Below are 22,378 nucleotides of genomic sequence, written 5' to 3' on the forward strand. Positions count from 1 at the left end.
CACAGGAGCTGTCAGGCATCCGCGCGGGCGCCCGGTGGACCCGGCCGGGGCGGGGGCGGGCCGCGCCGTCAGCGCTCGGACGCCGCCAGCTGCCCGCACGCCCCGTCGATCTCCTGACCGCGCGTGTCGCGCACGGTCACCGGCACGCCGTGCGCCGCGATCGCGTCCACGAACGCCTTCTCGTCCTCGGGACGGGAGGCCGTCCACTTGGAGCCGGGTGTCGGGTTCAACGGGATGAGGTTGACGTGCACGCGCTTGTTCTTGAGCAGGCGGCCCAGCCGGTCGCCCCGCCACGCCTGATCGTTGATGTCACGGATCAGCGCGTACTCGATGGAGACCCGGCGGCCGGACTTCTCGGAGTACTCCCAGGCGGCGTCCAGCACCTCCCGCACCTTCCAGCGCGTGTTCACCGGTACGAGCGTGTCGCGCAGTTCGTCGTCCGGCGCGTGCAACGAGACGGCGAGGCGGCACTTGAACCCCTCGTCCGCGAAGCGCAGCATCGCCGGGACCAGACCGACCGTCGAGACGGTGATCCCGCGCTGGGAGAGGCCGAGGCCGTCCGGCTCGGGGTCGGTGAGCCTGCGGATCGACCCGACGACCCGGTTGTAGTTGGCGAGCGGCTCCCCCATCCCCATGAAGACGATGTTGGACAGCCGCGCGGGACCGCCCGGCACCTCGCCGTCGCGCAGGGCGCGCATGCCGTCCACGATCTGGTGCACGATCTCGGCGGTCGAGAGGTTGCGGTCCAGACCGTTCTGACCGGTGGCGCAGAACGGGCAGTTCATGCCGCAGCCCGCCTGCGAGGAGATGCACATGGTGACCCGGTCCGGGTAGCGCATGAGCACGGACTCGACCAGCGTGCCGTCGTGCAGCCGCCAGAGCGTCTTGCGCGTCGTGTCGTCGTCGCACGAGATGTGCCGTACGACGGACATCAGGTCCGGCAGGAGCGCGTCGGCGAGCCGCTGCCGCGAGCCGGCCGGGATGTCCGTCCACTGCGCCGGTTCGTGCGCGTACCGCGCGAAGTAGTGCTGGGACAGCTGCTTGGCGCGGAAGGGCTTCTCCCCCGCGGCCGCGACCGCTTCACGGCGCTCGGCCGGCGTGAGGTCCGCGAGGTGCCGCGGCGGACGCTTCACGCCCTTGGGCGCGGCGAACGTCAGTTCTCCCGGCTTCGGCGCGGCCATCAGCGACAACTCCTCGGTACGACGGTGGTGGGGCGGGTCCCGTCCCCGCGGAGCACACCGCCCAGGGCGGGGGCCGCTACCGCCGCGGGCGGTCTCACGGCGCGCTCTCGCGCGGCGCGTGCTGCGCGACGCGGGCGCCGGAGCGGGACACAAAGGGGTCCACCGCGACACGCGGCGGACCCCTTCAGCGTACCTGCTTCGCCGGAGACCGATTCCGGCCGGCGACCGGACCCGCCACCGGCGGCCAGGATCCCGCTCGGACCAGGCGATCCTGCTCGGGCCGGGCCATCCCGCCCGGACCCCGGGCCATCCCGCCCGGAACGGGCCGGACGCCGGCCGTCAGTGCGAACCGACGAAGATCACCATCAGCAGCCACACGACGGGCGCCGTGGGGAGCAGGGAGTCCAGGCGGTCCATGATGCCGCCGTGGCCAGGCAGCAGGGTCCCCATATCCTTGATCCCGAGGTCCCGCTTGATCATCGACTCGCCGAGGTCGCCGAGCGTCGCGCTGACCGCGGCGCCGAGCCCCAGCAGCAGGCCCTGCCACCACGCCCCGTCGTCGATCAGGAACTGCATGCACAGCGCGCCGGCCACCATCGCGAAGGCGATCGCACCGGCCAGGCCCTCGCGGGTCTTGCCGGGGCTGATGCGCGGCGCCAGCTTGTGCGTACCGAACCGCCAGCCGACCGCGTACGCACCCGTGTCGCTGATGACGGTCAGGATGATGAACGTGAGCACGCGCCAGGGACCGTCGTGCGCCGTCAGCAGCAGCGCGACGAACGTGGCGAGGAATGGAACGTAGAACACCGCGAACACGCCCGCGGTGACATCCCGCAGGTAGCCGTCGGGCGGCTGCGCCATCCGCGAGACCAGCACGGCGAGCGCGGTCAGCGCCATCGCGATCCAGGCGCCCTCCGGGCCCCACACGTACCCCGCGACGACCATCATCGCGCCGCCCACGGCGAGCGGGACGATCGGCGCCTTGATGCCCTTCTTCTCGCCGAGCCTGCTCGTCAGTTCCCACAGACCGACCACGACGGCCGCCGCGATCACCCCGACGAACACGGCCTTGACGATGAACAGCGAGGCGACGACCACGGCGCCGAGGCCGACCCCTACCCCTATCGCGGCGCGCAGGTCACGGCCCGCACGCTTCTTCTGCGGAGGCTGGTCGGGCGACGGGTCGGACGCCTGGTGCGAGGGCATGGGCTCCTGCTGCGTCTCGTCACGGAACAGGGGTCCGGCCAGGGGGCGTCCCGCCTCCCGGCCGACGGCTTCGTCCCGCGGGGGCGGGTAGCCCCCGGGCGACGGGGCGGGGCCAGTCCCGGGGTCCCCGGACACCGGGGCACCCGGCACGAAGGCACCGGGCGCGGCGCTTCCCCGCTCGGAGCCCCCCTGCGGGAGGCTGCCGGGCGGGGGCCCGCCCGGCAGAGGACCGCCGGACCACTGGCCGCCGGACCACGGACCGCCGGTCACGGGTCCTTCGGATACGGGGCCGTCGGGCACGATGGGCATGGGCCGAGTCTGCTGGGCCTCGGGCTCATCGTGGGCGGGACCCGCCGGGCGGGCCCCCTGGTAGGACGGACCCCCGTAGCCGGCGGCCGGCGGGATACCGCGGGAAAAGTCGTTCATCAGACCTCAAGCAGCTCGGATTCCTTGTGCTTGAGCAGCTCGTCGACCTGCGCGACGTACTTCGTCGTGGTGTCGTCGAGCTCCTTCTCCGCCCGCCTGCCCTCGTCCTCACCGACGTCGCCGTCCTTGACCAGCTTGTCGATGGTCTCCTTGGCCTTGCGGCGCACCGCGCGGATCGAGATCTTGGAGTCCTCGGCCTTGGTCTTGGCGACCTTGATGAACTGGCGGCGCCGCTCCTCGGTCAGCTCGGGGAACACCACCCGGATGATGCTGCCGTCGTTGCTCGGGTTGACGCCCAGGTCCGAGTCGCGGATGGCCTGCTCGATGTTGCGCAGGGCGCTCTTGTCGAACGGGGTCACCACGGCCATCCGTGCCTCGGGCACGGAGAACGAGGCGAGCTGGTTGATCGGTGTCATGGCGCCGTAGTAGTCGGCGACGATCTTGTTGAACATCGCCGGGTGGGCGCGTCCGGTGCGGATCGCTGCGAAGTCGTCCTTCGCGACCAGGACGGCCTTCTCCATTTTTTCCTCGGCTTCGAGGAGGGTCTCTTCGATCACCACTTGCTCCTGCGTGTTGTGAGTGCGGTGTGCCACCGGTGGTGCGGTCCCCACGGGTCCGGCGGTACCTGCGTCGCGTCTTTCCTGCACGGTGTCCGACCGGCAGGGCTTTGTCCATACGGTGCTGGGCTGCGTCCGCGGGAGGCTGAGCTCCTACGGGCCGTGTCCCTGCGAAGACGGGGCCGCGCGGACGTCAGCCCCTGCTGCCCTGGTCGCTCACGAGAGTGCCGATCTTCTCACCCTTGACCGCGCGCGCGATATTGCCCTCGGCCAGCAGCTCGAAGACCAGGATCGGCAGTTTGTTGTCCTGGCACAGGGTGATGGCGGTCAGGTCGGCGACGCGCAGGTCGCGGGAGATGACCTCGCTGAACCCGAGCGCGTCGAACTTGACGGCTCCCGGGTTGGTCTTGGGGTCGGAGTCGTAGACGCCGTCGACGCCGTTCTTGCCCATGAGCAGGGCTTCCGCGTGGATCTCCAGGGCCCGCTGGGCCGCCGTGGTGTCGGTGGAGAAGTACGGCATGCCCATGCCCGCACCGAAGATGACGACGCGGCCCTTCTCCAGGTGGCGCACCGCGCGCAGCGGGATGTACGGCTCCGCGACCTGACCCATGGTGATCGCGGTCTGTACGCGGGTCTCGACGCCCTCCTTCTCCAGGAAGTCCTGGAGGGCCAGGCAGTTCATGACCGTGCCGAGCATGCCCATGTAATCGGAGCGCGCCCGGTCCATGCCGCGCTGCTGGAGCTCCGCGCCACGGAAGAAGTTGCCGCCGCCGATGACGAGCGCGATCTGGGCGCCGTCCCGGACGACGGCCGCGATCTCGCGGGCGATGGCGTGCACGATGTCGGGGTCGACGCCGAGCGCTCCCCCTCCGGCGAAGGCCTCACCGGACAGCTTCAGCATGAAACGCCGGGGCCTCGGGCCGTCGGCGGTGCGGTCGTCGGGGGAATGGTCGGCGTCCACGCCGTTGCTCATGGGGTTCTCCTCGTACACATACGACGAAGGCCATTGCCGGTGGGTCGGGTGTCGTCCCTGGCGGCAATGGCCTCCTCGTCGGATCTGCGATCATCCGGCACGTACGCGGCCGACGACTGCATCAGACCCTAGCGGGGTCCGCCGTCCTCCGTGTACGACTGCGTCGGCGCACTCGCGCCGACGTCGCGGTCAGGCGCCGACGCGAATGCGCGCGAAGCGCTTCAGCGTGACACCGGCCTCGTCCAGGACCTTCTTGACTGACTTCTTGTTGTCCTTCGCGAACGGCTGGTCGAGGAGGGTGACCTCCTTGAAGAAACCGTTGACCCGGCCTTCGACGATCTTCGGCAGGGCGGCCTCGGGCTTGCCCTCCTCGCGCGAGGTGGCCTCGGCGACGCGGCGCTCGTTCTCCACGATGTCGGCCGGGACGTCCTCACGGGTGAGGTACTTCGGCGAGAACGCGGCGATGTGCTGCGCGACGTCCTTCGCGATCTCGGCGTTCTCCTTGTCCAGCTCGACCAGGACGCCGACCTGCGGCGGAAGGTCGGGCATGGTGCGGTGCATGTAGGTGGCCACGAAGCCACCGTCCGCGGGGAACTGCGCGAAGCGGTCGAGGACGATCTTCTCGCCGAGGTTGGCGTTGGCCTCGTCGACGTACGCCTGGACGGTCTTGCCCGGCTCGATCTCGGAGGCGAGCAGCGCCTCGACGCCGGCGGGCGACGTCTTCGCGACGTGCTCGGCGAGCGCGGCGGCCACGGCCTGGAACTTCTCGCCCTTGGCGACGAAGTCCGTCTCGCACTTCAGCTCCAGCAGCACACCGGAGGTGTGGTCCTCGGCGATGAGGGAGACCACGGCGCCGTTCTCAGCGTTGCGGCCCTCGCGCTTCGCGACGCCCTTCTGGCCCTTGACGCGGAGCAGCTCGACCGCGGCTTCCACGTTGCCGTCGGCCTCGTCGAGCGCCTTCTTGCAGTCCATCATGCCGGCACCGGTGAGCTCACGGAGCTTCTTGACCTCGGCGGCGGTGTAGTTCGCCATCTCTGTAGTTTCTCTCTTAAGAAGTCGAAGATCTACGGCTGGACGGCGGGGGCCAAGGGCCCCCGCCGTCTTTCCGAACCGTGAGGTCAGGCCTGCTCGGCGGCGTCCGCGGCGGCGGCCGGAGCCTCTTCGGCGGGGGCCTCAGCGGCAGCCTCGGCCTCGGCGGCGGCCGGGGCCTCCTCCGTCTGCTCGGCGTCGGCGACCTTGGCCGTCTCGGCGGAGGTCTGGACCTCGGCCTCAGCGTCAGCGTCGGCGTCAGCCGGCTTCTCGGCGCCCTCGGCGTCGTCCTTCTTCTCCAGCAGGTCCCGCTCCCACTCGGCGAGCGGCTCGCCGGCGGCCTTCTCGCCCGGCTTCTGGTCGCCGGCCGCGACGCCGGAACGGGAGATGAGGCCCTCGGCGACGGCGTCGGCGATCACGCGGGTGAGCAGGGTGACGGAGCGGATCGCGTCGTCGTTGCCCGGGATCTTGTAGTCGACCTCGTCGGGGTCGCAGTTGGTGTCGAGGATCGCGACGACCGGGATGTGGAGCTTGCGCGCCTCACCGACGGCGATGTGCTCCTTCTTGGTGTCGACGATCCAGACGGCGCTCGGCACCTTCTGCATTTCGCGGATACCGCCGAGGGTCTTCTCCAGCTTGGTCTTCTCACGCGAGAGGACCAGGAGCTCCTTCTTCGTGAGGCCGGAGGCGGCCACGTCGTCGAAGTCGATCTGCTCCAGCTCCTTGAGGCGCTGGAGGCGCTTGTAGACCGTGGAGAAGTTGGTCAGCATGCCGCCGAGCCAGCGCTGGTTGACGTAGGGCATGCCCACGCGCGTCGCCTGCTCGGCGATCGCTTCCTGCGCCTGCTTCTTGGTGCCGACGAACATCACGGAACCGCCGTGCGCGACGGTCTCCTTGACGAACTCGTAGGCGCGGTCGATGTACGACAGCGACTGGAGCAGGTCGATGATGTAGATGCCGTTGCGCTCCGTGAAGATGAAGCGCTTCATCTTCGGGTTCCAACGACGGGTCTGGTGACCGAAGTGGACGCCGCTTTCCAGCAGCTCCCGCATCGTGACGACGGCCATGGCCGTACTCCTAGATACTCGGTTTTCGCGGCCGTCGGACGGCGGTCGCGCCTGACGCCCTGCGCGCCGTGCCACAAAGGACCGAGAGGCGCTGACGCCGGTAGGTGAACGCCGGCGTCGGGGCGTGCGAAGTCGACCCGGTGACCCGGGCCGCACAAGAAGTGTACGGGACCTTCGGACCCCCAGGTGACGGCGTTGTCCACAACCGCCGTCTTGTCCACAGATGCCGTTCATGATCCCCACGGCGGAGTGCCGGAAGGGAAGAGTTGGCGCATGATCACTGCGCCTCTTCCGCTGGTCGTCGCGGTACTCCTGGCCACCGGCGCCCCGACCGCCACCGCCGCGCCGCCGCCCCCGGTCGCCTCCGTTCCCGGGCCGCCTCCGGCCGCCTCCACGTTCCCACCGCGGGCCGCTTCCGTCCTCCTCCCGGCTCCGGCCGGCCCCGGGCCGGGCCGCCGGCCGCCGCCGGCCGCCGCCGCGCTCCCGGCCCCGGCCGATACCGCTGCCGTTCCCGGGCCGGCGGCCGGCGACGCGCGGGCCTGGCCGGTGGGCACCCGGCCCCGGGTCGTCCGGGGATGGCTGCCGCCCTCGTCGGCGTACGGGCCCGGGCACCGGGGCGTGGACCTCGCGGCGCGGGCCGGTGACCCGGTGCGTGCCGCGGCCGCGGGCCGGGTGTCCTTCGCGGGCCGGGTCGCGGGACGCGGGGTGCTGTCGATCGCCCTGTCCGGCACCGGTGCGCCGCCCCTGCGCATCACCTACGAACCGGTGGTGCCGCTGATGAGGAAGGGGGACCTGGTGCGGGCGGGGCAGCCGGTGGGGCGCCTCGCCGCGGGGCCCTTCCACTGTGCCGCCGACTGTCTGCACTGGGGGCTGCTGCGCGGGACCGTCTACCTCGATCCGCTCTCGCTGCTTCCGCCGGACCTGCTGCGTCCCGGGCCCTCGCGCCTCCTGCCGCTGTGGGGCGCGGCGGCGTCGTCACCGGATCCCGCGCACACCTGGGACGGGGTGGCGCCGGCGCACGTGCCGACGGGGCCCGCCGGCACCTGGGCCCGGGTGGCGCCGGCCCCGGCTCCGACGGCCCGCGAAGACCCGGGGCGCGGCCTGCGTACGAGCCGGTCCTGACGGAGCCCGCGAAGACCCGGAGCCCGGCGGATCCCCGGAGTCAGGGCCGCCCGGCGACGCCCCCGAGCGCCATGGCCACAGCGGCCTCCGCGATCTCGCCGGGCTGCTCGGCCGCCCCGAGTTCGATACGGCGGACTGCCGCGTCCACCACACCCTGAAGGAGCATCGCGGCCAGCCGGGGGCTGCGGTGGCCCAGGTCGCCGAGCGCGGCGACGACCATGGCGACGAGCCCGCCGTGGGAGGCGCGGATCTTCTCGCGGGCGCCGTCGTCCAGCTCGCTGGCGGAGATCGCCACGACGGCGCGGTGACGCCGGTCGCCGACCAGCGCGAGCTGCGTGCGGACGTACGCCTCGATCCTGGCCTCGGGGGTCGCCGCGGCGGCCATGGCGGCGGCCACCTCGGCCGCCCACACCGGGAAGTCGACGGTGCACAGCTCCTCGACGACGGCGGCGCGGGAGCGGAAGTACTCGTAGACGGACGAGCGGGCGAGACCCGTGCGCTCGGCGAGAGCGGGGAAGGTCAGGGCCTCGGTGCCGCCTTCCGACAGCAGGGTGCGCGCGGCGTCGAGCAGGGCGTCGCGCTGCATGGTCCGGTGCTCGGCCACGGAGGCCGCTCGAATCCTGGGCACGGGACCACTCTACAAATCCGCCAATTTGGCCCGCAGCTGCAGGACCGACTTCGTGTGGATCTGGCTGACTCTGCTCTCCGTGACGCCGAGGACATTACCGATCTCCGCGAGTGTCAGGCCCTCGTAGTAGTAGAGCGTGACGACGGTCTTCTCCCGGTCGGGCAGCGTGTTGATGGCGCGGGCGAGCAGGCGGCGCTGCTCGCGGTCCTCGGCCACCTCGACGGGGTCGTCGGCCGCCGTGTCCTCCAGGGTGTCCATGAGGCTGAGCCGGTCACCCTCGCCGCCGACGTGCAGCAGCTCCTCCAGGGCGACGACATTGGCGAGGGACAACTGGCTGAAAACCGCGTGCAGTTCGTCGACCCCGATGCCCATCTCGGCGGCGACCTCGCTCTCCGAGGGGGTACGCCGGAGCTTCGCCTCCAGGGTCGCGTACGCGCGCTCGGCGGCACGGGCCTTCTGCCGGACGGAGCGGGGGATCCAGTCCAGCGCGCGCAGTTCGTCGATCATCGCCCCCCGGATGCGGGTGATGGCGTACGTCTCGAACTTGATGGACCGCGTGATGTCGAACTTCTCGATGGCGTCGATCAGGCCGAACACCCCGGAGGAGACGAAGTCGGCCTGCTCCACGTTGGGCGGCAGGCCCACGCTGACGCGGCCGGCGACGTACTTCACCAGGGGCGAGTAGTGCAGGATCAACTGCTCGCGCAGCCGCCCGTCGCCCGTCGCCTTGTAGGACCGCCACAACTCGTCGAGCGACGAGGGCGCCGGCGGTCGGTCGGCGCTCCGGGCCTCGGGGGGTGTCGACCTGGCCGCGGTGCGGTCGGACCCGGAGGTGTGCTGGGGCATGCGGTGCCTTGAGCCGTTCTGCCGTGACGTGGGGATATGGGGTGAGCGTAGCGTGACCAGCCGGTCGCGGTGCGCGCATGCGTGGGGGGACGGCGCGGCCGGGACCGGTACGGCGGTCAGCGGGATATGGAGGTCATCCGCCTCACCCTGTCACCCGAATGCCCCAGGTCAAGCACCGCCTCGCGCGGGTCCGCCGCCGCCCCGGCGTGGCGCGGCGGGACGCCATGTGTCGCTGTGTCGTTCGACAAACCCGAGCGAGTGAAGCTCGACCAGCCGGGCGAGTGCCGCGTCCACCGTGGTCCCCGCATCGCGCGCCACCTCGGCCAGCCGGTCCGTGCCGCCCGCGGGCAGTGCCTCAAGGACCCGCGCGCACTCCGGCCCAAGCAGGTCCCGGGGCAGCACCGGTCCGCTTTTGACCGGGGCGAGTTCACCGATGCCTCCGACCAGTTCGATCACCTCCTCCGCGTCCGTGACCAGCACGCCTTCGGTGCGCAGCAGTTCGTGCACCCCGGCCGAGAGGCCGCTCGTGACCGGCCCGGGCACCCCCATCGTGAGGCGTCCTAGCCGCAGCGCCCAGCGGGCCGTGGAAAGGGAGCCACTGCGGTACGCGGCCTCGACCACGACGGTGCCCCGGCTGAGCGCGGCGATCACGCGGTTGCGCAGCACGAACCTGCTGCGGGTCGGATGGCTTGCCGGCGGTAATTCCCCGACGACGAGACCCTGTTCGGCGATGCGTGCGATCAACTCGGCGTGACCGCGCGGATAGGCCGTGTCCACTCCGCAGGCGAGTACGGCGGCCGTGGCGCCGCCCGCGGCGAGCGCGCCCCGGTGCGCCGCCGCGTCCACGCCGAAGGCGCCGCCCGAGATCACCACCCAGCCGCTGCCGGCGAGCCCGCCCGCGAGCGAGGCGGCCATGTGGGCGCCGTAGGGCGTGCAGGCCCGTGCGCCGACCACGGCGACCGAACGCAGCGCCCAGAGGCGCAGATCCGCCGCGCCCCGCACCCACAGCCCGATCGGCGCGGCGGCGCCCAGGTCGCCGAGCTGACTCGGCCACTCCGCGTCGCCGGGGCAGAGGAACCGCGCGCCGACGGCGGCGGCCGCGGCCAGGTCGCGTTCGGGATCGGCCGCAGCCGCCCGCGCCCGGCAGGCGTCGAGCCCCGGGGGACCGACACCGGTCAGGCACGCCGCGGCCTCGGAGGCCTCGCCCGTCAGCAACTCCAGCAGCCGGGACGCACCGAACCTGGCCAGCCATCCGCCGCCCCTCTCGTCACCTGGTTCGATCACACGGGTCAGGGCCGCCCGCGCGCGCCGCTCCGCGGGCGGCGTCCCGGCCGTCACGGTGCGACCACCGGAGCCGCAGCGCCGCGGGGCACCCCGGTGCGCAGTTCGAGGGCGAGCGCCACGTCGGGCTCACCGGGCCGGTCGCGGCCGGCGAGATCCGCGACGGTCCACGCCACTCTGAGGACCCGGTCGAGGCCCCGCGCGGTGAGCATGCCCCGCTCCAGGTCGCGCTCCGCCACAGCGAGCGCGCCGGGTCCGACCGGCCAGCGGGTGCGCAGTTCGTGGCCCGGCACCTGGCTGTTGAGCTGCCAGGGCATGCCCTCGTACCGCTCGGCCGCCCGCTTTCTGGCCTCGCGGACCCGGGCGGCGACCGTCGCCGTCGACTCGCCCCGCTCGCCGTGGCCCAGCAGGTCGGCCCGCTGGACGGGCCGCACCTCGACACGCAGGTCCACCCGGTCGAGCAGGGGCCCGGACAGGCGTGCCTGGTAGCGGCGTACGACCGAGGGCGGACACTCGCAGCCGGGGCCGGGACCGCTGCGCCTGCCGCACGGGCAGGGGTTGGCGGCCAGCACCATGAGGAACCGGGCGGGCAGCCGGACGACCCCGGCGCTGCGCGCCACCACCACGTGCCCCGACTCCAGGGGCTGGCGCAGCGCGTCGAGGGCCCGCCCGGAGAACTCGGGCGCCTCGTCGAGGAACAGCACCCCGCGGTGGGCGAGGGAGACGGCGCCCGGTCTCGGCAGGCCGTTGCCACCGCCGACGAGCGCCTGCATGGTCGCCGAGTGGTGCGGGGCGCAGTAGGGCGCAGTCCGCACCAGCGGTTCACCGGGCGGCAGGATGCCCGCGACCGAGTGCACCGCGGTGACCTCAAGGGACTCCCGTCCGGTCAGGGGTGGCAGGACTCCGGACAGCCGCTCGGCCAGCATCGTCTTGCCGGCGCCCGGCGGGCCGGACAGCAGCAGGTGGTGGCCCCCGGCCGCGGCGACCTCCAGTGCGGTGCGGGCGACGGTCTGGCCGGCGACGTCCGCGAGGTCCGCTCCGCGTTCACCGCCGGCCGGGCCGGGCGCGATGCCCGTACCGACTCCGGCCCCGGGCACGACGAGGCCCGAGAGCATGGCGTCGGGACGGCCCACCGCGTCCTCGCGCGGCACGTCCGGCACCGGTTCACCGGCCAGCACCGCGATCAGCTGGGCGAGACTGCGCACGCCCAGCACGGAGACCCCGGGCACCAGGGCGGCCTCCCCCGCGGTCTGCTCCGGGACGACCACCTGCCGGTAGCCCGCCTCCGCCGCGGCGAGCACCGCGGGCAGCACACCGCGCACCGGTCTGACGCGGCCGTCCAGCCCCAGTTCCCCGATCAGTACGAGGTCGGCGATCAAGCGCGGGTCGATGCGCTCGGCCGCCCCGAGCACCGAGGCGGCCACCGCGAGATCGAATCCACTGCCGCTCTTCGGGACGAAGGCCGGGCTGAGGCTCACCGTGAGTTTCTTCTGCGGCCACGGCACACCGGCGTTGACCACCGCGGCCCGGACCCGGTCCTTGCTCTCCATCAGGCTCTTGTCGGGCAGTCCGACCAGGGTGAAGGCCGCGACACCGGGTTCCAGGTCCGCCTGGACCTCGACCACCACGCCCTCGACACCGATCAGCGCCACGGAGCACGCCCGTGCGAACGCCATTCAGGCCACCCCCCGCACGTGCTCGACCTCGGGGGCGCCACGCCCCGGCAGCACCACTCCGACCAGGTCGATGCGGACGCCGCCGGGCGGTGGCCCGTCGAATCGCTCGATCCAGCAGGCCGCCAGCCGTCTCAGCCGGTCCGCCTTGACCGGCGTGATCGCCGCCATCGGATGCTGGAAGCCGCCGGCCCTGCGGGTCTTCACCTCGCAGACCACCAGCACATCGGCGTCCATCGCCACGATGTCGATCTCGCCGGTCCTGCCGCAGCGCCAGTTCCGCGCGAGCACGGTCATGCCCGCCCCGACCAGCAGCCGTGCGGCCAGTCCCTCTCCGTACCGTCCCAGTGCCCCCGTCGCGTTCATGTGCGACATCACCTCCGCCACCGACGATGACGCATCCCGCCGAGGCGAGTGGATCTTGGTGTTGGAACGGTGGACAACTATGCGGTTGTGGATAAACCGGTCACTCGTCCGGATGAGTTCACCCGGCGGGAAGCTCCAGGTCGTCGTTCTTGTTCAGCTCTTCGACGTTCACATCCTTGAACGTCAGGACGCGTACCTGCTTGACGAACCTGGCCGGCCTGTACATGTCCCAGACCCAGGCATCCGCCATCGTGACCTCGAAGAAGACCTCACCCTGAACCGAGTGCACCTGCATCTCGTAGTCATTGGTGAGGTAGAAACGACGTTCGGTCTCAATCACGTATTTGAACAGGCCGACGACATCTCGATACTCCCGGTAGAGCTTCAGCTCCATCTCGGTCTCGTACTTCTCGAGGTCCTCGGCGCTCATGGCATCCCCTTCAGCCGTTCGTCCCCCCATTGTGCTCCGGCACCGGGCGCCGCTAGGCGATTTCGGTATCGAGCATCACCGGCGTACCGGGGGGACCCTCGTCGAGCAGCGTACGCAGCAGCCCGGCGAGCCTGGTCGGGTACACCGTCTCACGCGTCGCCTCCAGTTCCGCGCAGGTCCACCAGCGCAGCCCCGAGACACTGCGCCGTTCCAGCTCGGTGAGGCCGGCCGGGTCGGTAGCGGTCTGCGCCGTACGCCCGAGGAAGTACCACTCGTCCTGGTCCCAGCGCCGGCCGTCGAAGGGGAAGGAGCATGTCCGGCGCCACAGCACCGGACCCAGGTCCAGCTGTGTGATCCCCGTCTCCTCCGCGAGTTCGCGGAGCACTGCCTGTTCGCGGGTCTCGTCGCCCTCCAGGCCCCCACCCGGCGTGAACCACCAGGTCTTCGCCGGATCGTCGGGCTCGTGCCCGTGCATCAGGAGGATCCGCTCGTCGGAGTCGAGCAGGATCACCCGCGCCACCCGGCGCGGCTCAGCGGACACCGGCCCGCTCCCCCGCGGGAGTGGGCGCCGGCCGGGCCCGGCCCCGCCGGTTGAGCAGCGGGCCGAGGGCGGCCCCCAGGAAGATCAGGACGGCTCCCGCGACCACGGCGACCGCCATCAGCCGCAGCGGCCCGCCGGAGGAGATCCCGCCGGGGAGCGCGGCGAACGTCTTCGGGCGGCCGATGAGGTGCGCGGGCGGCCAGGCGATCGCGTCGACCCTGCCCTTCACGTCGGAGCGCGGCACCGAGCCCTGCTCCTTGTCCTGAAGGTGGACACGGGAGTCGAGCGAGTTGGCCCGCTCGTCACCGAGCATGAACAGTTCGCCGACGGGGACGTCGGCGGAGAAGTTCGCCCCTGCGGCGCGGCCCCCGCCGAGGGCCTTGTCGGTGTACGGCTCATCGAGCGGCACGCCGTTCACGCTCAGCCTGCCCTGCTTGTCGCAGCACCTGACGGCGTCGCCGCCCACGGCGACGACCCGCTTGACGAGCGGCAGGTCCCCCCACTCGCTGTCCTTGAAGACGACCACGTCGCCCCGGCGGACGTCGTCGCCGGATATGCGCTGGGCGAGGACCTTGTCACCGGCCACGATCGTGGGGGTCATCGACCCGGTGGGCACGGTGTACGGCTGGTACTCGACGGCCGCCCAGGCGAACCCCCCGAGGAAGAGCACACAGCCGACGGCCACGACCAGCCCCGACAGTGTGCTGCCGAGGCGGCCGTGGCCGCCCTTCGTCCGTCCTGCGCTGCTCATCCCGGCACGCCCCCGCTCGGAGTGTGGTCCCGGCCCTCGGGTATCCGGGACGCACCCTACCCGGCGGTACGGGAGCCGGTAAGCCGCTTCCTGCGCCACAGGACCAGCGGTACGGCTCCCGCGAGACCGGCTGCGGCGGGGGCCGTCGAGGCCGCCGCCGCACTGAGTCCTGACTGGTCAAAGGTGCTGGGAACGCCGAGGAAGTGCCAGCGGTCGACCGGCCAGGCGACGACGAACGCACGCCCGACGACGTCCTTTGTGGAGACGGTGCCGTTTCCGGGGAGGTTCTGGTGGTAGCGGGAGTCACTGGAGTCCTGGCGGTGGTCGCCCATCACCCAGATACGGCCCTTGGGGACCTTGATCGGGCCGAACGGCAGGTCGTCGCAAGGGGTGTTGCCGGGGTAGATGTAGTTCTTCTCCTCCAGCGCGTGGCCGTTGACCATGACCTTCCCCCCCTTCTTGCAGGACACGGTGTCCCCGCCGACGGCGATGACCCGCTTGATCAGGTCCTTCTCCTCGGCGGAGGGCATCAGGCCGATGAAGCTGAGGCCCTTTTGCACCACGTTCTGCTGGGGGGTCGGCTCGCCGTCCAGCCAGCCGCCGGGGTCGTGGAAGACGACGACCTCGCCCCGCTGCGGCTCCGAGCCGAACCACGGAGTCAGCTTGTCCACGAGCACCCGGTCGCCCCGCTGCAGGGTGTCCTGCATGGAGTCCGAAGGGATCGAGAACGCCTGGACGAGGAATGTCTTGATCACCAGGGCGAGCGCGAGAGCGATGATGATCAGCAGGGGCAGCTCCTTCCAGAAGGAACGCTGCTGACCCGGCTGCCGCTGCCTGCGCGACCTGCCGCCCCTGTGGGTGGGTGTCTCCTCGTCGTCCATCACTTCACCAGGCACTCCATCGGTCACGGCTTCGGGCGACTCGGCGAGCTGCTCGCGGCCCTCCTCGGGTCCTTCGTGTCCGGACCGTGCGCCGACCGCCACATCCCCCACATCCACTCCTTCACCTTGTGCGAATTCGTCGGGTGCGAATTCACTGCGTGTGATCTCGCTGCGGCGAGTTCACTCCGTGCGGGCGCCTGCCCCACGGCCGGGACAGAACCACCACTCCCATAACGAGCGGAAGTTCCGCAGGGGTCGGGGGCGCCGGCAATCCGTTCCGGTCCCGACGGGCCACAGTAGGCGACCCGGGCGTAGCGGACGCGTGAACATCCCCTGGGTCCGGGACCGACCGGAAGGTCGCTGGTTCCCTCAGCCTGCTCCAGTCGCCGACGGGCCAGGCGATCACCACGGCGCGGCCCACGACGTCGGAAAGGGGCACTGTGCCCTGGAATTCCTCGTCCATGTGGAAGCGGGAGTCGGCGGAAAGACCCCGATGGTCGCCGAGGAAAAACAGCCGTCCCTCGGGCACTTTCACATCGAACGAGATCGTCGACGGCGCGTTGCCGGGGTACAGGTAGGGTTCGTCAAGGGCTTTTCCGTTGACGGTGACTTTGCCATTCTTGTCACAACATTTGACGGTGTCACCGCCGACCCCGATCACCCTCTTGATGAGGTCGCGGTCGTTCGCGGACGGCAGCAGCCCGATGAAGGTCAGCCCGCGCTTGAGCTGCTTGACTCCGGCGGGTGAGGTGTCGGGGGCCTGTTTCTCCCCCGCCAGCCAGTCGCTCGGGTCCTTGAAGACGACGACGTCACCACGGCTCGGCTCCGACCCGAACCACGGGGTCAGCTTGTCGACGAGGACGCGGTCACCGATCCGGATCGTGTTCTCCATCGACCCCGAGGGGATCACGAACGCCTGGACGAGGAACGTCTTCAGGACGAGCGCGATCACCACGGCGACCACGATCAGGAGTGGTATCTCCGTGACCGCGGAGCGGCGTCTGCGGCGCTTGACGCGGCGGGCGAGTCTGCGACGGTCCGCCCGACCCGGCAGGTTCGGCGCGAGGGCGCCGGCGGGCCCCGCCTGGGCGGTGTGGCCGCCCGGCCGCCCCCGCCTACCCATGGGAGCCACCCGCGGCCGGTACACGCCCGAAGGCCGTCGCACCGCCGCGTACGGACGCCCAGTGGCCGATCGGCCAGCCGATCCACCGCGCCCGGCCGAGCACCTTGGAGACGGGCACCATGCCGCCCCCGGGGTCGCCGAGGTGGTCGCGGGAGTCGCGCGAATCGGCGCGGTGGTCCCCGAGGACGAAGAGCGTCCCGTCGGGCACGACGATGTCGAAGGGAACGCTGGAGGGCGCGTCACCGTGGCGTACGTACGGCTCCGTCACCGCCACCCCGTTCACCTTGATCCTTCCGCCCTTCGTGCAGCACACCACGCGGTCTCCCCCCACGCCCACGACGCGCTTGACGTAGTCCGTGTCCGAGGGGCCGGCGAGCCCGAGGGCGGCGGCCGTGTCCCGCACCAGCGAGACCACGGGACCGGGGCCCGCGGGCTCCTGGACGAAGGAGCCCGTGCCGTCGAACACGACGACGTCGCCCCGCCGGGGTGCCGAACCGAAGCGGTACGCCAGCTTGTCGACGAGGACCCGGTCACCGACGCGCAGTGTGGGCTCCATCGAACCGCTCGGGATCAGGAACGGCTGCATCACGAAATGGCTGACCAGCAAGGCGAAGACCACGCAGAGGACGAGGAGGGCGAGCACCCCGCGCCAGGAGAGGAGCCACCACGCCCCTTCGGTGTCCTCCGGGAGGGCGGACACGGCCTCCGGCCCCGCGGACGCGCCGTTCCGCGAGCCGCCGGCGCCGGGGCCCGGAGGGTCCTCGGAACGTACGGAGCGCGGCCCCTCATCCCCGTCCCGCTGAGGGGAGGGTGAGGGGCCGCGCTCGGTGTCGTACGCGTCGCTGTCCATCGGGCCCTGAGCTTATCGGGCCCTACTGTGGACCCCGCCGTCAGTTGTCGCGCTTCTCCTTGATCTTCGCGGCCTTGCCGCGCAGTTCACGGAGGTAGTACAGCTTCGCGCGGCGGACGTCGCCGCGGCTGACGAGCTCGATCTTCTCGAAGATCGGGCTGTGCACCGGGAAGGTCCGCTCGACGCCGACCGAGAAGGACACCTTGCGGACCGTGAAGGTCTCGCGGACGCCCGAACCCTGGCGACGGATGACGACGCCCTTGAACTGCTGGATACGGGAGCGGTTGCCCTCGATGACACGGACGTGGACGTTGACCGTGTCACCCGGGCGGAAGGCGGGGAGGTCGGTCCGCAGCGATGCGGAGTCGACGGTGTCGAGCAGGCTGGACATGAAGTTCTGCTTCCTCGCCGATGCCACAGGTCATCAGCGGAATGTCGTAAGGCGGTTGCTTGAGGTGTGCCGTTCGCGTCGGACGGGCGTCGTTCCCCCTGTGGCAGGGGCGCGCGCCGGACGTACGGCAGCGGCCTATTGTTCCACGTCGGGCGGCCTGCGCCAAAATCGCCCACCCGGTTCCGGCGCCCAGCCGAGGATGGACAGCGTTTCGCGGTCCTTCTTGTCGAAGGACGCGGGGTCACAGCGCTCGATCATGTCGGGGCGGTGCGCGGCGGTCCTGGCCAGGGCGTCGTCCCTGCGCCGGCGTGCGACCTTCCCATGGTGGCCGCTCAGCAGCACGTCCGGCACGCCCCGGCCGCGCCACTCGGGCGGCTTGGTGAAGACGGGGCCCTCCAGCAGGTCGGCCATGGCCCCCGGGGCGAACGAGTCGTCGCGGTGCGACTCGGCGTTGCCGAGGACGCCGGGCAACAGCCGCGCGACGGCCTCGGTGATCACGAGGACCGCCGCTTCCCCGCCGGCCAGTACGTAGTCGCCGATGGACACCTCGTGGACCGGCATCCGCGTCGCGTACTCGTCGACGATCCGGCCGTCGATGCCCTCGTACCGGGCCGGGGTGAAGATCAGCCAGGGGCGCTCGGACAGTTCGACGGCGAGCTTCTGGGTGAAGGGCCGTCCGCTCGGCGTCGGCACCACCAGCACGGGATCATGGGCGCCGGCCTCGTAGCCGCGCGCCAGGACGTCGTCGAGGGCGTCGCCCCACGGCTGGGTCTTCATGACCATGCCGGGACCGCCGCCGTACGGGGTGTCGTCGACGGTGTTGTGGCGGTCGTACGCCCACCGCCGCAGATCGTGCACGTCGACGGAGAGCAGGCCGCTCGCACGCGCCTTGCCGACGAGCGAGACGTGCAGCGGATCGAGGTACTCGGGGAAGATCGTGACGACGTCGAGCCTCATCGGGTGCCGTCCTCGCGGCCCACGTCGCGACCTGCGGAGTCCGTACCGGTCCGCGCCGTGCCGGGATCACCCTCGGTGGCCGCCGCGGCGTCACCCGCAGCGTCCGTCGCGTCCTCTACGGGGGCGATCAGGCCCGGCGGCGGGTCGATGACGGCCCGCTGCTCCTCCAGATCGATCTCGGTGACGATCTCCTCGACGAACGGGATCATGACCTCGCTGCCGTCGGGGCGCTCCACGATGAACAGGTCCTGCGAGGGCAGGTGGGAGATCTCCGTGATGCGACCCACCTCGGTGCCGTCGGTGAGGACGACGTCCAGGTCCATCAGCTGGTGGTCGTAGAACTCGTCCGGATCCTCCGGCAGTTCCTCGGGGTCGACCTCGGCGATCAGCAGGATGTTGCGCAGCGCCTCGGCGCCGCCACGGTCGGCGACTCCTTCGAAGCGCAGCAGGAGCCGTCCGCTGTGCACCCGGCCCGTCGCGATGGTCAGCGGGCCCGCCGCCGCAGGATCGGTGGTGAGGACCGCGCCGGGGCCGAGCCTGACCTCGGGTTCGTCCGTCCTGACGTCGACGGTGACCTCGCCCCGCACTCCGTGCGCGCGGCCGATCCGGGCAACTACCAACTGCACTGCGTGTACCTCTCCTGATGAAACGAAACGGGCCGGGGAGGACTCTGCCTCCCCGGCCCGTGCCGGTGTTCCACTGCGTCAGCGAACCTGGTCCACGTCGACGAGGTCGACGCGGATACCACGGCCGCCGATCGCACCCACGACGGTGCGCAGGGCGCGGGCGGTACGGCCGTTACGGCCGATCACCTTGCCGAGGTCGTCCGGGTGCACCCGGACTTCGAGTACACGACCGCGTCGCAGATCGCGCGACGCGACACGTACCTCGTCCGGATTGTCGACGATGCCCTTCACGAGGTGCTCGAGAGCCTCCTCGAGCATGATCAGGCCTCGGTCGACTCGACGGCGGCCGAGGGCTCGGCCTCGTCGGCCTTCTTCTCGGCCTTCTTCGCCTTCTGGGTGATCGCCTCACCCTTGGGCTCGTCACCGGCTTCCTTGGCGGCGGCCTCGAAGAGTCCACTGCGGTCGGCCTTCGGCTCCGGCTGCTTCAGCGGCTCGGGGGCGGGCAGGCCCTTGTGCGCCTGCCAGTCACCGGTCAGCTTCAGGATGGCGAGAACCGGCTCGGTCGGCTGAGCGCCGACGGAGAGCCAGTACTGCGCGCGCTCCGCGTTGACCTGGATGCGCGAGGGGTTCTCGATCGGGTGGTACAGGCCGATCTCCTCGATGGCCCGGCCGTCACGGCGGGTACGGGAGTCGGCGACGACGATGCGGTAGTGAGGCGCACGGATCTTGCCCAGACGCTTCAGCTTGATCTTGACTGCCACGGGAGTGGTGTCTCCTGGTCTTGACGTGGTTGGGCACAACGGGATGCCACGTGGGGTTGTGGTACCCGATCTGTCCGATGGACGCGTCAGCCGTAGGAGAGAGGGGTCCTGTTCGACTGTCGAGTACAGCCATTCATTGTGCCACACGTACGGAGCACATCCGCACGCGCGGCCCGCCCCCCGGACCCACGCACCACCGGTCCCCTTTTCCGGCGGGTACGGCGGGCACGGCAGGCCATCGCGGCGGGTGCGGCAGGCGTCACAGCAGGATACGGCGGGCGTCATTCGGCCGCCGCGCTCTCAGCTCGCGGCCGCCACCGCTTCCTGCGCTTCCTGCTCCGGGATGCGGAACGGCTTGCCGCAGCCGCCGCAGACGATGGGAGCCTGCGCGAGGACCGACGGCACGACGCGGACGTTGCGCCCGCAGTCGCAGACCGCCTTCACGCGCACGCCGCCGCCTGAGGAGCCGTGCCGGGCGGCGGGCCCCCGGAAACTTCGCTTGGTGTCGGCGGCCGTGGCGACCGTGTGCGCCTTCAGGGCGCGCTGCAGTCTCTCCATGGTCGGGCGGTAGCGCCGCTTCGCCTCGGGACTGAGGGCGACCAGCGAGAAGCCGCTGCTCGCATGCGGCTCGTCGGGATGGTCCAGGCCCATCTCCTCAGCGATGGCGAGGAAGCGCCGGTTGTGGTAGCGGCCGGCGCGGGAGGTGTCACGCACTCCTCGGGCGGCGGCGATACCGTGGACCGCTTCGTGAAGCAGCCGTTCGAAGGAGAGCTCGGCGCCGCAGGCGGACGAGGACTCTCCGATCAGGGACTCTGGCGCGGCGAGATCCGGCAGCTCAGGGTGGTACCGCTGAATATCGGCCCACGCCTGTGCCAGCTCTGCGGCGAGAACAGGTGGTGTCGTGCTCACGTCGTGTACAACGAGCAGAATCGCCGCCGGGTTCCATTACGGGGCATCCCAATTAATTTGCCCGTACCCGTCAGTTGCGGTTGATGCACGCTGACGAGGGCAGGTGCGCCGAACTGTGGATAACTCTCACAGCTCACACCAAGGTGGTACGTAGCGAATCGTACGCAGCCGCGCGTAGTCGATCTACGCACCACCTCGGCCGCAGGCCTCTGACCTCAGTAAGCGCGGGCGATGAGGGCGATCGTGCCCGGCGTGTCGTCGGACTGCGGGACCGATCCGTCCTCCCCGACCAGGCACCGCACCGTCACACCCTGCTCGGCCAGCTTGGCCTCGCCCTCCACACCCAGATCGGCCCACGGGATGCGGGCCCAGCCGGTCGCGGAGGCCTCGACGGCCTCCTCGATCGTCGCCACGTCCACCGTGCGCGCCTCACGGCGCTCCCGGGATTCGCGCAGCAGTTGCGCCTGGTCCTCCTCAAGGAGGCCGGGCAGCAGCCCCGGCAGCGCGTCCAGGGCGACGGGCTCCTTGCCGCCGGGGATCCTGCGGGCCAGCATCGCCGTGCCGGCCGCGACGTCGCGCGGGCCGATCTCGACCCGCACGGGGACGCCCTTGAGCTCCCAGTCGACGGCACGGCGGCCGAACGGGGTGTCGGTGCGGTCGTCGACCTGCACCCGGACACCGGCCTCCTTGAGGCGCGCGGCGAGCTGCCTCGCGGCACTCAGGACGGCCCCGTCCTCCTTGATCGCGAGGACGACGACCTGGACGGGCGCGAGCCGGGGCGGTACCCGCAGGCCGTTGTCGTCGCCGTGCGACATGATCAGCCCGCCGACCATGCGGGTGGAGGCGCCCCAGGACGTCTGCCAGACCAGCTCCTGGGTGCCTTCCTTGGAGAGGTACTGCGTGTTGAAGGCGCGCGCGAAGTTCTGCCCGAGCTCGTGGCTCGTACCCAACTGGAGGGCCTTGCCGTCGCCCATCATGCCTTCCAGCGTCAGGGTGTTGACGGCACCGGCGAAGCGCTCGCGCCGGGTCTTGCGGCCGAGTACGACGTCGATGGCGAGCAGGTCGGACATGAACTCGCCGTAGACCTCACGGTGGATGCGCTCCGCGAAGGCGCGGGCGTCCTCGTAGGTCGCGTGCGCGGTGTGCCCCTCCTGCCAGAGGAACTCGGTGGTGCGCAGGAAGACCCGGGGCCGCATCTCCCAGCGGACCACGTTGGCCCACTGGTTGATCAGCAGGGGCAGGTCCCGGTAGCTCTGCACCCATTTGGAGAAGTACTCGTTGATGATCGTCTCGGAGGTCGGCCGGACGACCACCGGCTCCTCCAGCTCCTTGCCACCGGCGTGGGTGACGACGGCGAGCTCCGGGGCGAAGCCCTCGACGTGCTCCGCCTCCCGGGTCAGATAGGACTGCGGGATGAAGAGCGGGAAGTACGCGTTGGAAACGCCCGCTTCCTTGATGCGGGCGTCCATCTCGGACTGCATCCGCTCCCACAGACCGTACCCGTACGGCCTAATCACCATCGTGCCGCGCACGGGGCCGTTGTCGGCCAGCTCGGCCTTGTTGATCAGATCCTGGTACCAGCGGGGAAAGTCGTCCGCCCGCGGCGTGAGTACGGGTGCTTTTGCCATGGCGGGCATCGTACGGCGGGGGCACGGCGAACCAGGAATCGGCCCGGCACGGGCCCGACGTCCGCGGCGAACGCCCGCGACACGAACAGTTTACGTGTCCCCCACTGGACGCCGCGGCGGATGCGCAGTTCCCTGGCATACGGGGGATGTGGGTGCGCACGCACACGGAGGGTGA

The 22,378-nt window shown here is 71.1% G+C and carries 24 protein-coding genes and 1 pseudogene; 1 reads left to right on the forward strand and 24 read right to left on the reverse strand.

Going from position 1 to position 22,378, the window contains the following annotated elements:
* Nucleotides 1–68: 68 nt before the first annotated feature.
* From rlmN to rpsB, 6 genes are all read right to left on the reverse strand, one after another.
* Nucleotides 69–1,181 carry a 23S rRNA (adenine(2503)-C(2))-methyltransferase RlmN gene (gene rlmN, locus OG310_RS09210; RefSeq protein WP_329455397.1) on the reverse strand — a complete coding sequence of 371 codons (1,113 nt, stop codon included), beginning with the start codon at nucleotides 1,179–1,181 and terminating at the stop codon, nucleotides 69–71.
* Nucleotides 1,182–1,520: 339 nt separating this feature from the next.
* The gene (locus OG310_RS09215) at nucleotides 1,521–2,813 is read right to left on the reverse strand and encodes a phosphatidate cytidylyltransferase (RefSeq protein ID WP_329455398.1); all 1,293 of its coding nucleotides are present in this window, start codon (nucleotides 2,811–2,813) and stop codon (nucleotides 1,521–1,523) included.
* Nucleotides 2,813–3,370: a ribosome recycling factor gene (gene frr / locus OG310_RS09220; protein ID WP_329455399.1), complete on the reverse strand. Its 558-nt coding sequence runs from the start codon at nucleotides 3,368–3,370 to the stop codon at nucleotides 2,813–2,815. The genes OG310_RS09215 and frr overlap by 1 nt, the downstream gene beginning before the upstream one ends.
* Before the next feature lie 193 nt (nucleotides 3,371–3,563).
* A complete protein-coding gene (pyrH, locus tag OG310_RS09225; RefSeq protein ID WP_329455400.1) occupies nucleotides 3,564–4,343 on the reverse strand; it encodes a UMP kinase in 780 nt (259 codons plus the stop codon).
* A gap of 189 nt (nucleotides 4,344–4,532) precedes the next feature.
* A complete protein-coding gene (gene tsf, locus OG310_RS09230; RefSeq protein ID WP_329455401.1) occupies nucleotides 4,533–5,375 on the reverse strand; it encodes a translation elongation factor Ts in 843 nt (280 codons plus the stop codon).
* A gap of 86 nt (nucleotides 5,376–5,461) precedes the next feature.
* Nucleotides 5,462–6,439, reverse strand: a complete 978-nt coding sequence (gene rpsB / locus OG310_RS09235) for a 30S ribosomal protein S2 (protein ID WP_329455402.1) — start codon at nucleotides 6,437–6,439, stop codon at nucleotides 5,462–5,464.
* A 273-nt stretch (nucleotides 6,440–6,712) separates the two neighbouring features.
* Between rpsB and OG310_RS09240 the strand changes: the two genes are divergently transcribed.
* A complete protein-coding gene (locus OG310_RS09240) occupies nucleotides 6,713–7,561 on the forward strand; it encodes a M23 family metallopeptidase (protein ID WP_329455403.1) in 849 nt (282 codons plus the stop codon).
* 40 nt (nucleotides 7,562–7,601) lie between these two features.
* Here the strand turns inward: OG310_RS09240 and OG310_RS09245 are convergent, their stop codons facing one another.
* The 18 genes and pseudogenes from OG310_RS09245 to proS all read right to left on the reverse strand — a co-directional run bounded on the left by OG310_RS09245 (nucleotide 7,602) and on the right by proS (nucleotide 22,203).
* A complete protein-coding gene (locus tag OG310_RS09245) occupies nucleotides 7,602–8,165 on the reverse strand; it encodes a TetR/AcrR family transcriptional regulator (protein WP_329460090.1) in 564 nt (187 codons plus the stop codon).
* A 33-nt stretch (nucleotides 8,166–8,198) separates the two neighbouring features.
* The gene (whiG, locus tag OG310_RS09250; RefSeq protein WP_329455404.1) at nucleotides 8,199–9,035 is read right to left on the reverse strand and encodes an RNA polymerase sigma factor WhiG; all 837 of its coding nucleotides are present in this window, start codon (nucleotides 9,033–9,035) and stop codon (nucleotides 8,199–8,201) included.
* A gap of 168 nt (nucleotides 9,036–9,203) precedes the next feature.
* Nucleotides 9,204–10,373: a DNA-processing protein DprA gene (gene dprA / locus OG310_RS09255; RefSeq protein WP_329455405.1), complete on the reverse strand. Its 1,170-nt coding sequence runs from the start codon at nucleotides 10,371–10,373 to the stop codon at nucleotides 9,204–9,206.
* Entirely contained in the window at nucleotides 10,370–11,992 is a 1,623-nt protein-coding gene (locus tag OG310_RS09260; RefSeq protein WP_329455406.1) for a YifB family Mg chelatase-like AAA ATPase, read from the reverse strand. Before OG310_RS09260 ends, dprA begins: the two co-directional genes overlap by 4 nt.
* Complete coding sequence (locus OG310_RS09265; protein WP_329455407.1) at nucleotides 11,993–12,355, reverse strand: YraN family protein; 363 nt, start codon at nucleotides 12,353–12,355, stop codon at nucleotides 11,993–11,995.
* A 118-nt stretch (nucleotides 12,356–12,473) separates the two neighbouring features.
* Entirely contained in the window at nucleotides 12,474–12,785 is a 312-nt protein-coding gene (locus OG310_RS09270; RefSeq protein ID WP_329455408.1) for a DUF2469 domain-containing protein, read from the reverse strand.
* Nucleotides 12,786–12,837: 52 nt separating this feature from the next.
* Nucleotides 12,838–13,326 carry an NUDIX hydrolase gene (locus tag OG310_RS09275; protein WP_329455409.1) on the reverse strand — a complete coding sequence of 163 codons (489 nt, stop codon included), beginning with the start codon at nucleotides 13,324–13,326 and terminating at the stop codon, nucleotides 12,838–12,840.
* Nucleotides 13,316–14,077: a signal peptidase I gene (lepB, locus tag OG310_RS09280; protein WP_329455410.1), complete on the reverse strand. Its 762-nt coding sequence runs from the start codon at nucleotides 14,075–14,077 to the stop codon at nucleotides 13,316–13,318. Before lepB (OG310_RS09280) ends, OG310_RS09275 begins: the two co-directional genes overlap by 11 nt.
* Nucleotides 14,078–14,133: 56 nt before the next feature.
* Nucleotides 14,134–15,060: a signal peptidase I gene (lepB, locus tag OG310_RS09285; protein ID WP_329460091.1), complete on the reverse strand. Its 927-nt coding sequence runs from the start codon at nucleotides 15,058–15,060 to the stop codon at nucleotides 14,134–14,136.
* Nucleotides 14,963–16,081 (reverse strand): annotated as a pseudogene (gene lepB, locus OG310_RS09290) (signal peptidase I). The gene lepB (OG310_RS09285) and the pseudogene lepB (OG310_RS09290) overlap by 98 nt, the downstream one beginning before the upstream one ends.
* Nucleotides 16,074–16,931, reverse strand: a complete 858-nt coding sequence (lepB, locus tag OG310_RS09295; RefSeq protein WP_329455411.1) for a signal peptidase I — start codon at nucleotides 16,929–16,931, stop codon at nucleotides 16,074–16,076. The pseudogene lepB (OG310_RS09290) and the gene lepB (OG310_RS09295) overlap by 8 nt, the downstream one beginning before the upstream one ends.
* A 40-nt stretch (nucleotides 16,932–16,971) precedes the next feature.
* Entirely contained in the window at nucleotides 16,972–17,322 is a 351-nt protein-coding gene (gene rplS, locus OG310_RS09300; protein ID WP_225013609.1) for a 50S ribosomal protein L19, read from the reverse strand.
* Nucleotides 17,323–17,457: 135 nt separating this feature from the next.
* Nucleotides 17,458–18,279, reverse strand: a complete 822-nt coding sequence (trmD, locus tag OG310_RS09305; RefSeq protein ID WP_329455412.1) for a tRNA (guanosine(37)-N1)-methyltransferase TrmD — start codon at nucleotides 18,277–18,279, stop codon at nucleotides 17,458–17,460.
* The gene (rimM, locus tag OG310_RS09310; protein WP_329455413.1) at nucleotides 18,276–18,905 is read right to left on the reverse strand and encodes a ribosome maturation factor RimM; all 630 of its coding nucleotides are present in this window, start codon (nucleotides 18,903–18,905) and stop codon (nucleotides 18,276–18,278) included. Before rimM ends, trmD begins: the two co-directional genes overlap by 4 nt.
* A 78-nt stretch (nucleotides 18,906–18,983) precedes the next feature.
* Nucleotides 18,984–19,223: an RNA-binding protein gene (locus OG310_RS09315; RefSeq protein ID WP_235797159.1), complete on the reverse strand. Its 240-nt coding sequence runs from the start codon at nucleotides 19,221–19,223 to the stop codon at nucleotides 18,984–18,986.
* Between the two features lie 2 nt (nucleotides 19,224–19,225).
* Complete coding sequence (gene rpsP, locus OG310_RS09320) at nucleotides 19,226–19,666, reverse strand: 30S ribosomal protein S16 (protein WP_329455414.1); 441 nt, start codon at nucleotides 19,664–19,666, stop codon at nucleotides 19,226–19,228.
* A gap of 300 nt (nucleotides 19,667–19,966) precedes the next feature.
* On the reverse strand, nucleotides 19,967–20,575 hold the full coding sequence (locus OG310_RS09325) for a hypothetical protein (RefSeq protein WP_329455415.1): 609 nt from the start codon (nucleotides 20,573–20,575) through the stop codon (nucleotides 19,967–19,969).
* A 215-nt stretch (nucleotides 20,576–20,790) separates the two neighbouring features.
* Nucleotides 20,791–22,203 (reverse strand): proline--tRNA ligase, encoded by a 1,413-nt coding sequence (gene proS / locus OG310_RS09330; RefSeq protein WP_329455416.1) that lies wholly within the window; start codon nucleotides 22,201–22,203, stop codon nucleotides 20,791–20,793.
* Nucleotides 22,204–22,378 lie beyond the last annotated feature (175 nt).

This window comes from Streptomyces sp. NBC_01497 (genome assembly GCF_036250695.1).
In the GTDB taxonomy this organism is placed as follows: Bacteria; Actinomycetota; Actinomycetes; order Streptomycetales; family Streptomycetaceae; genus Streptomyces.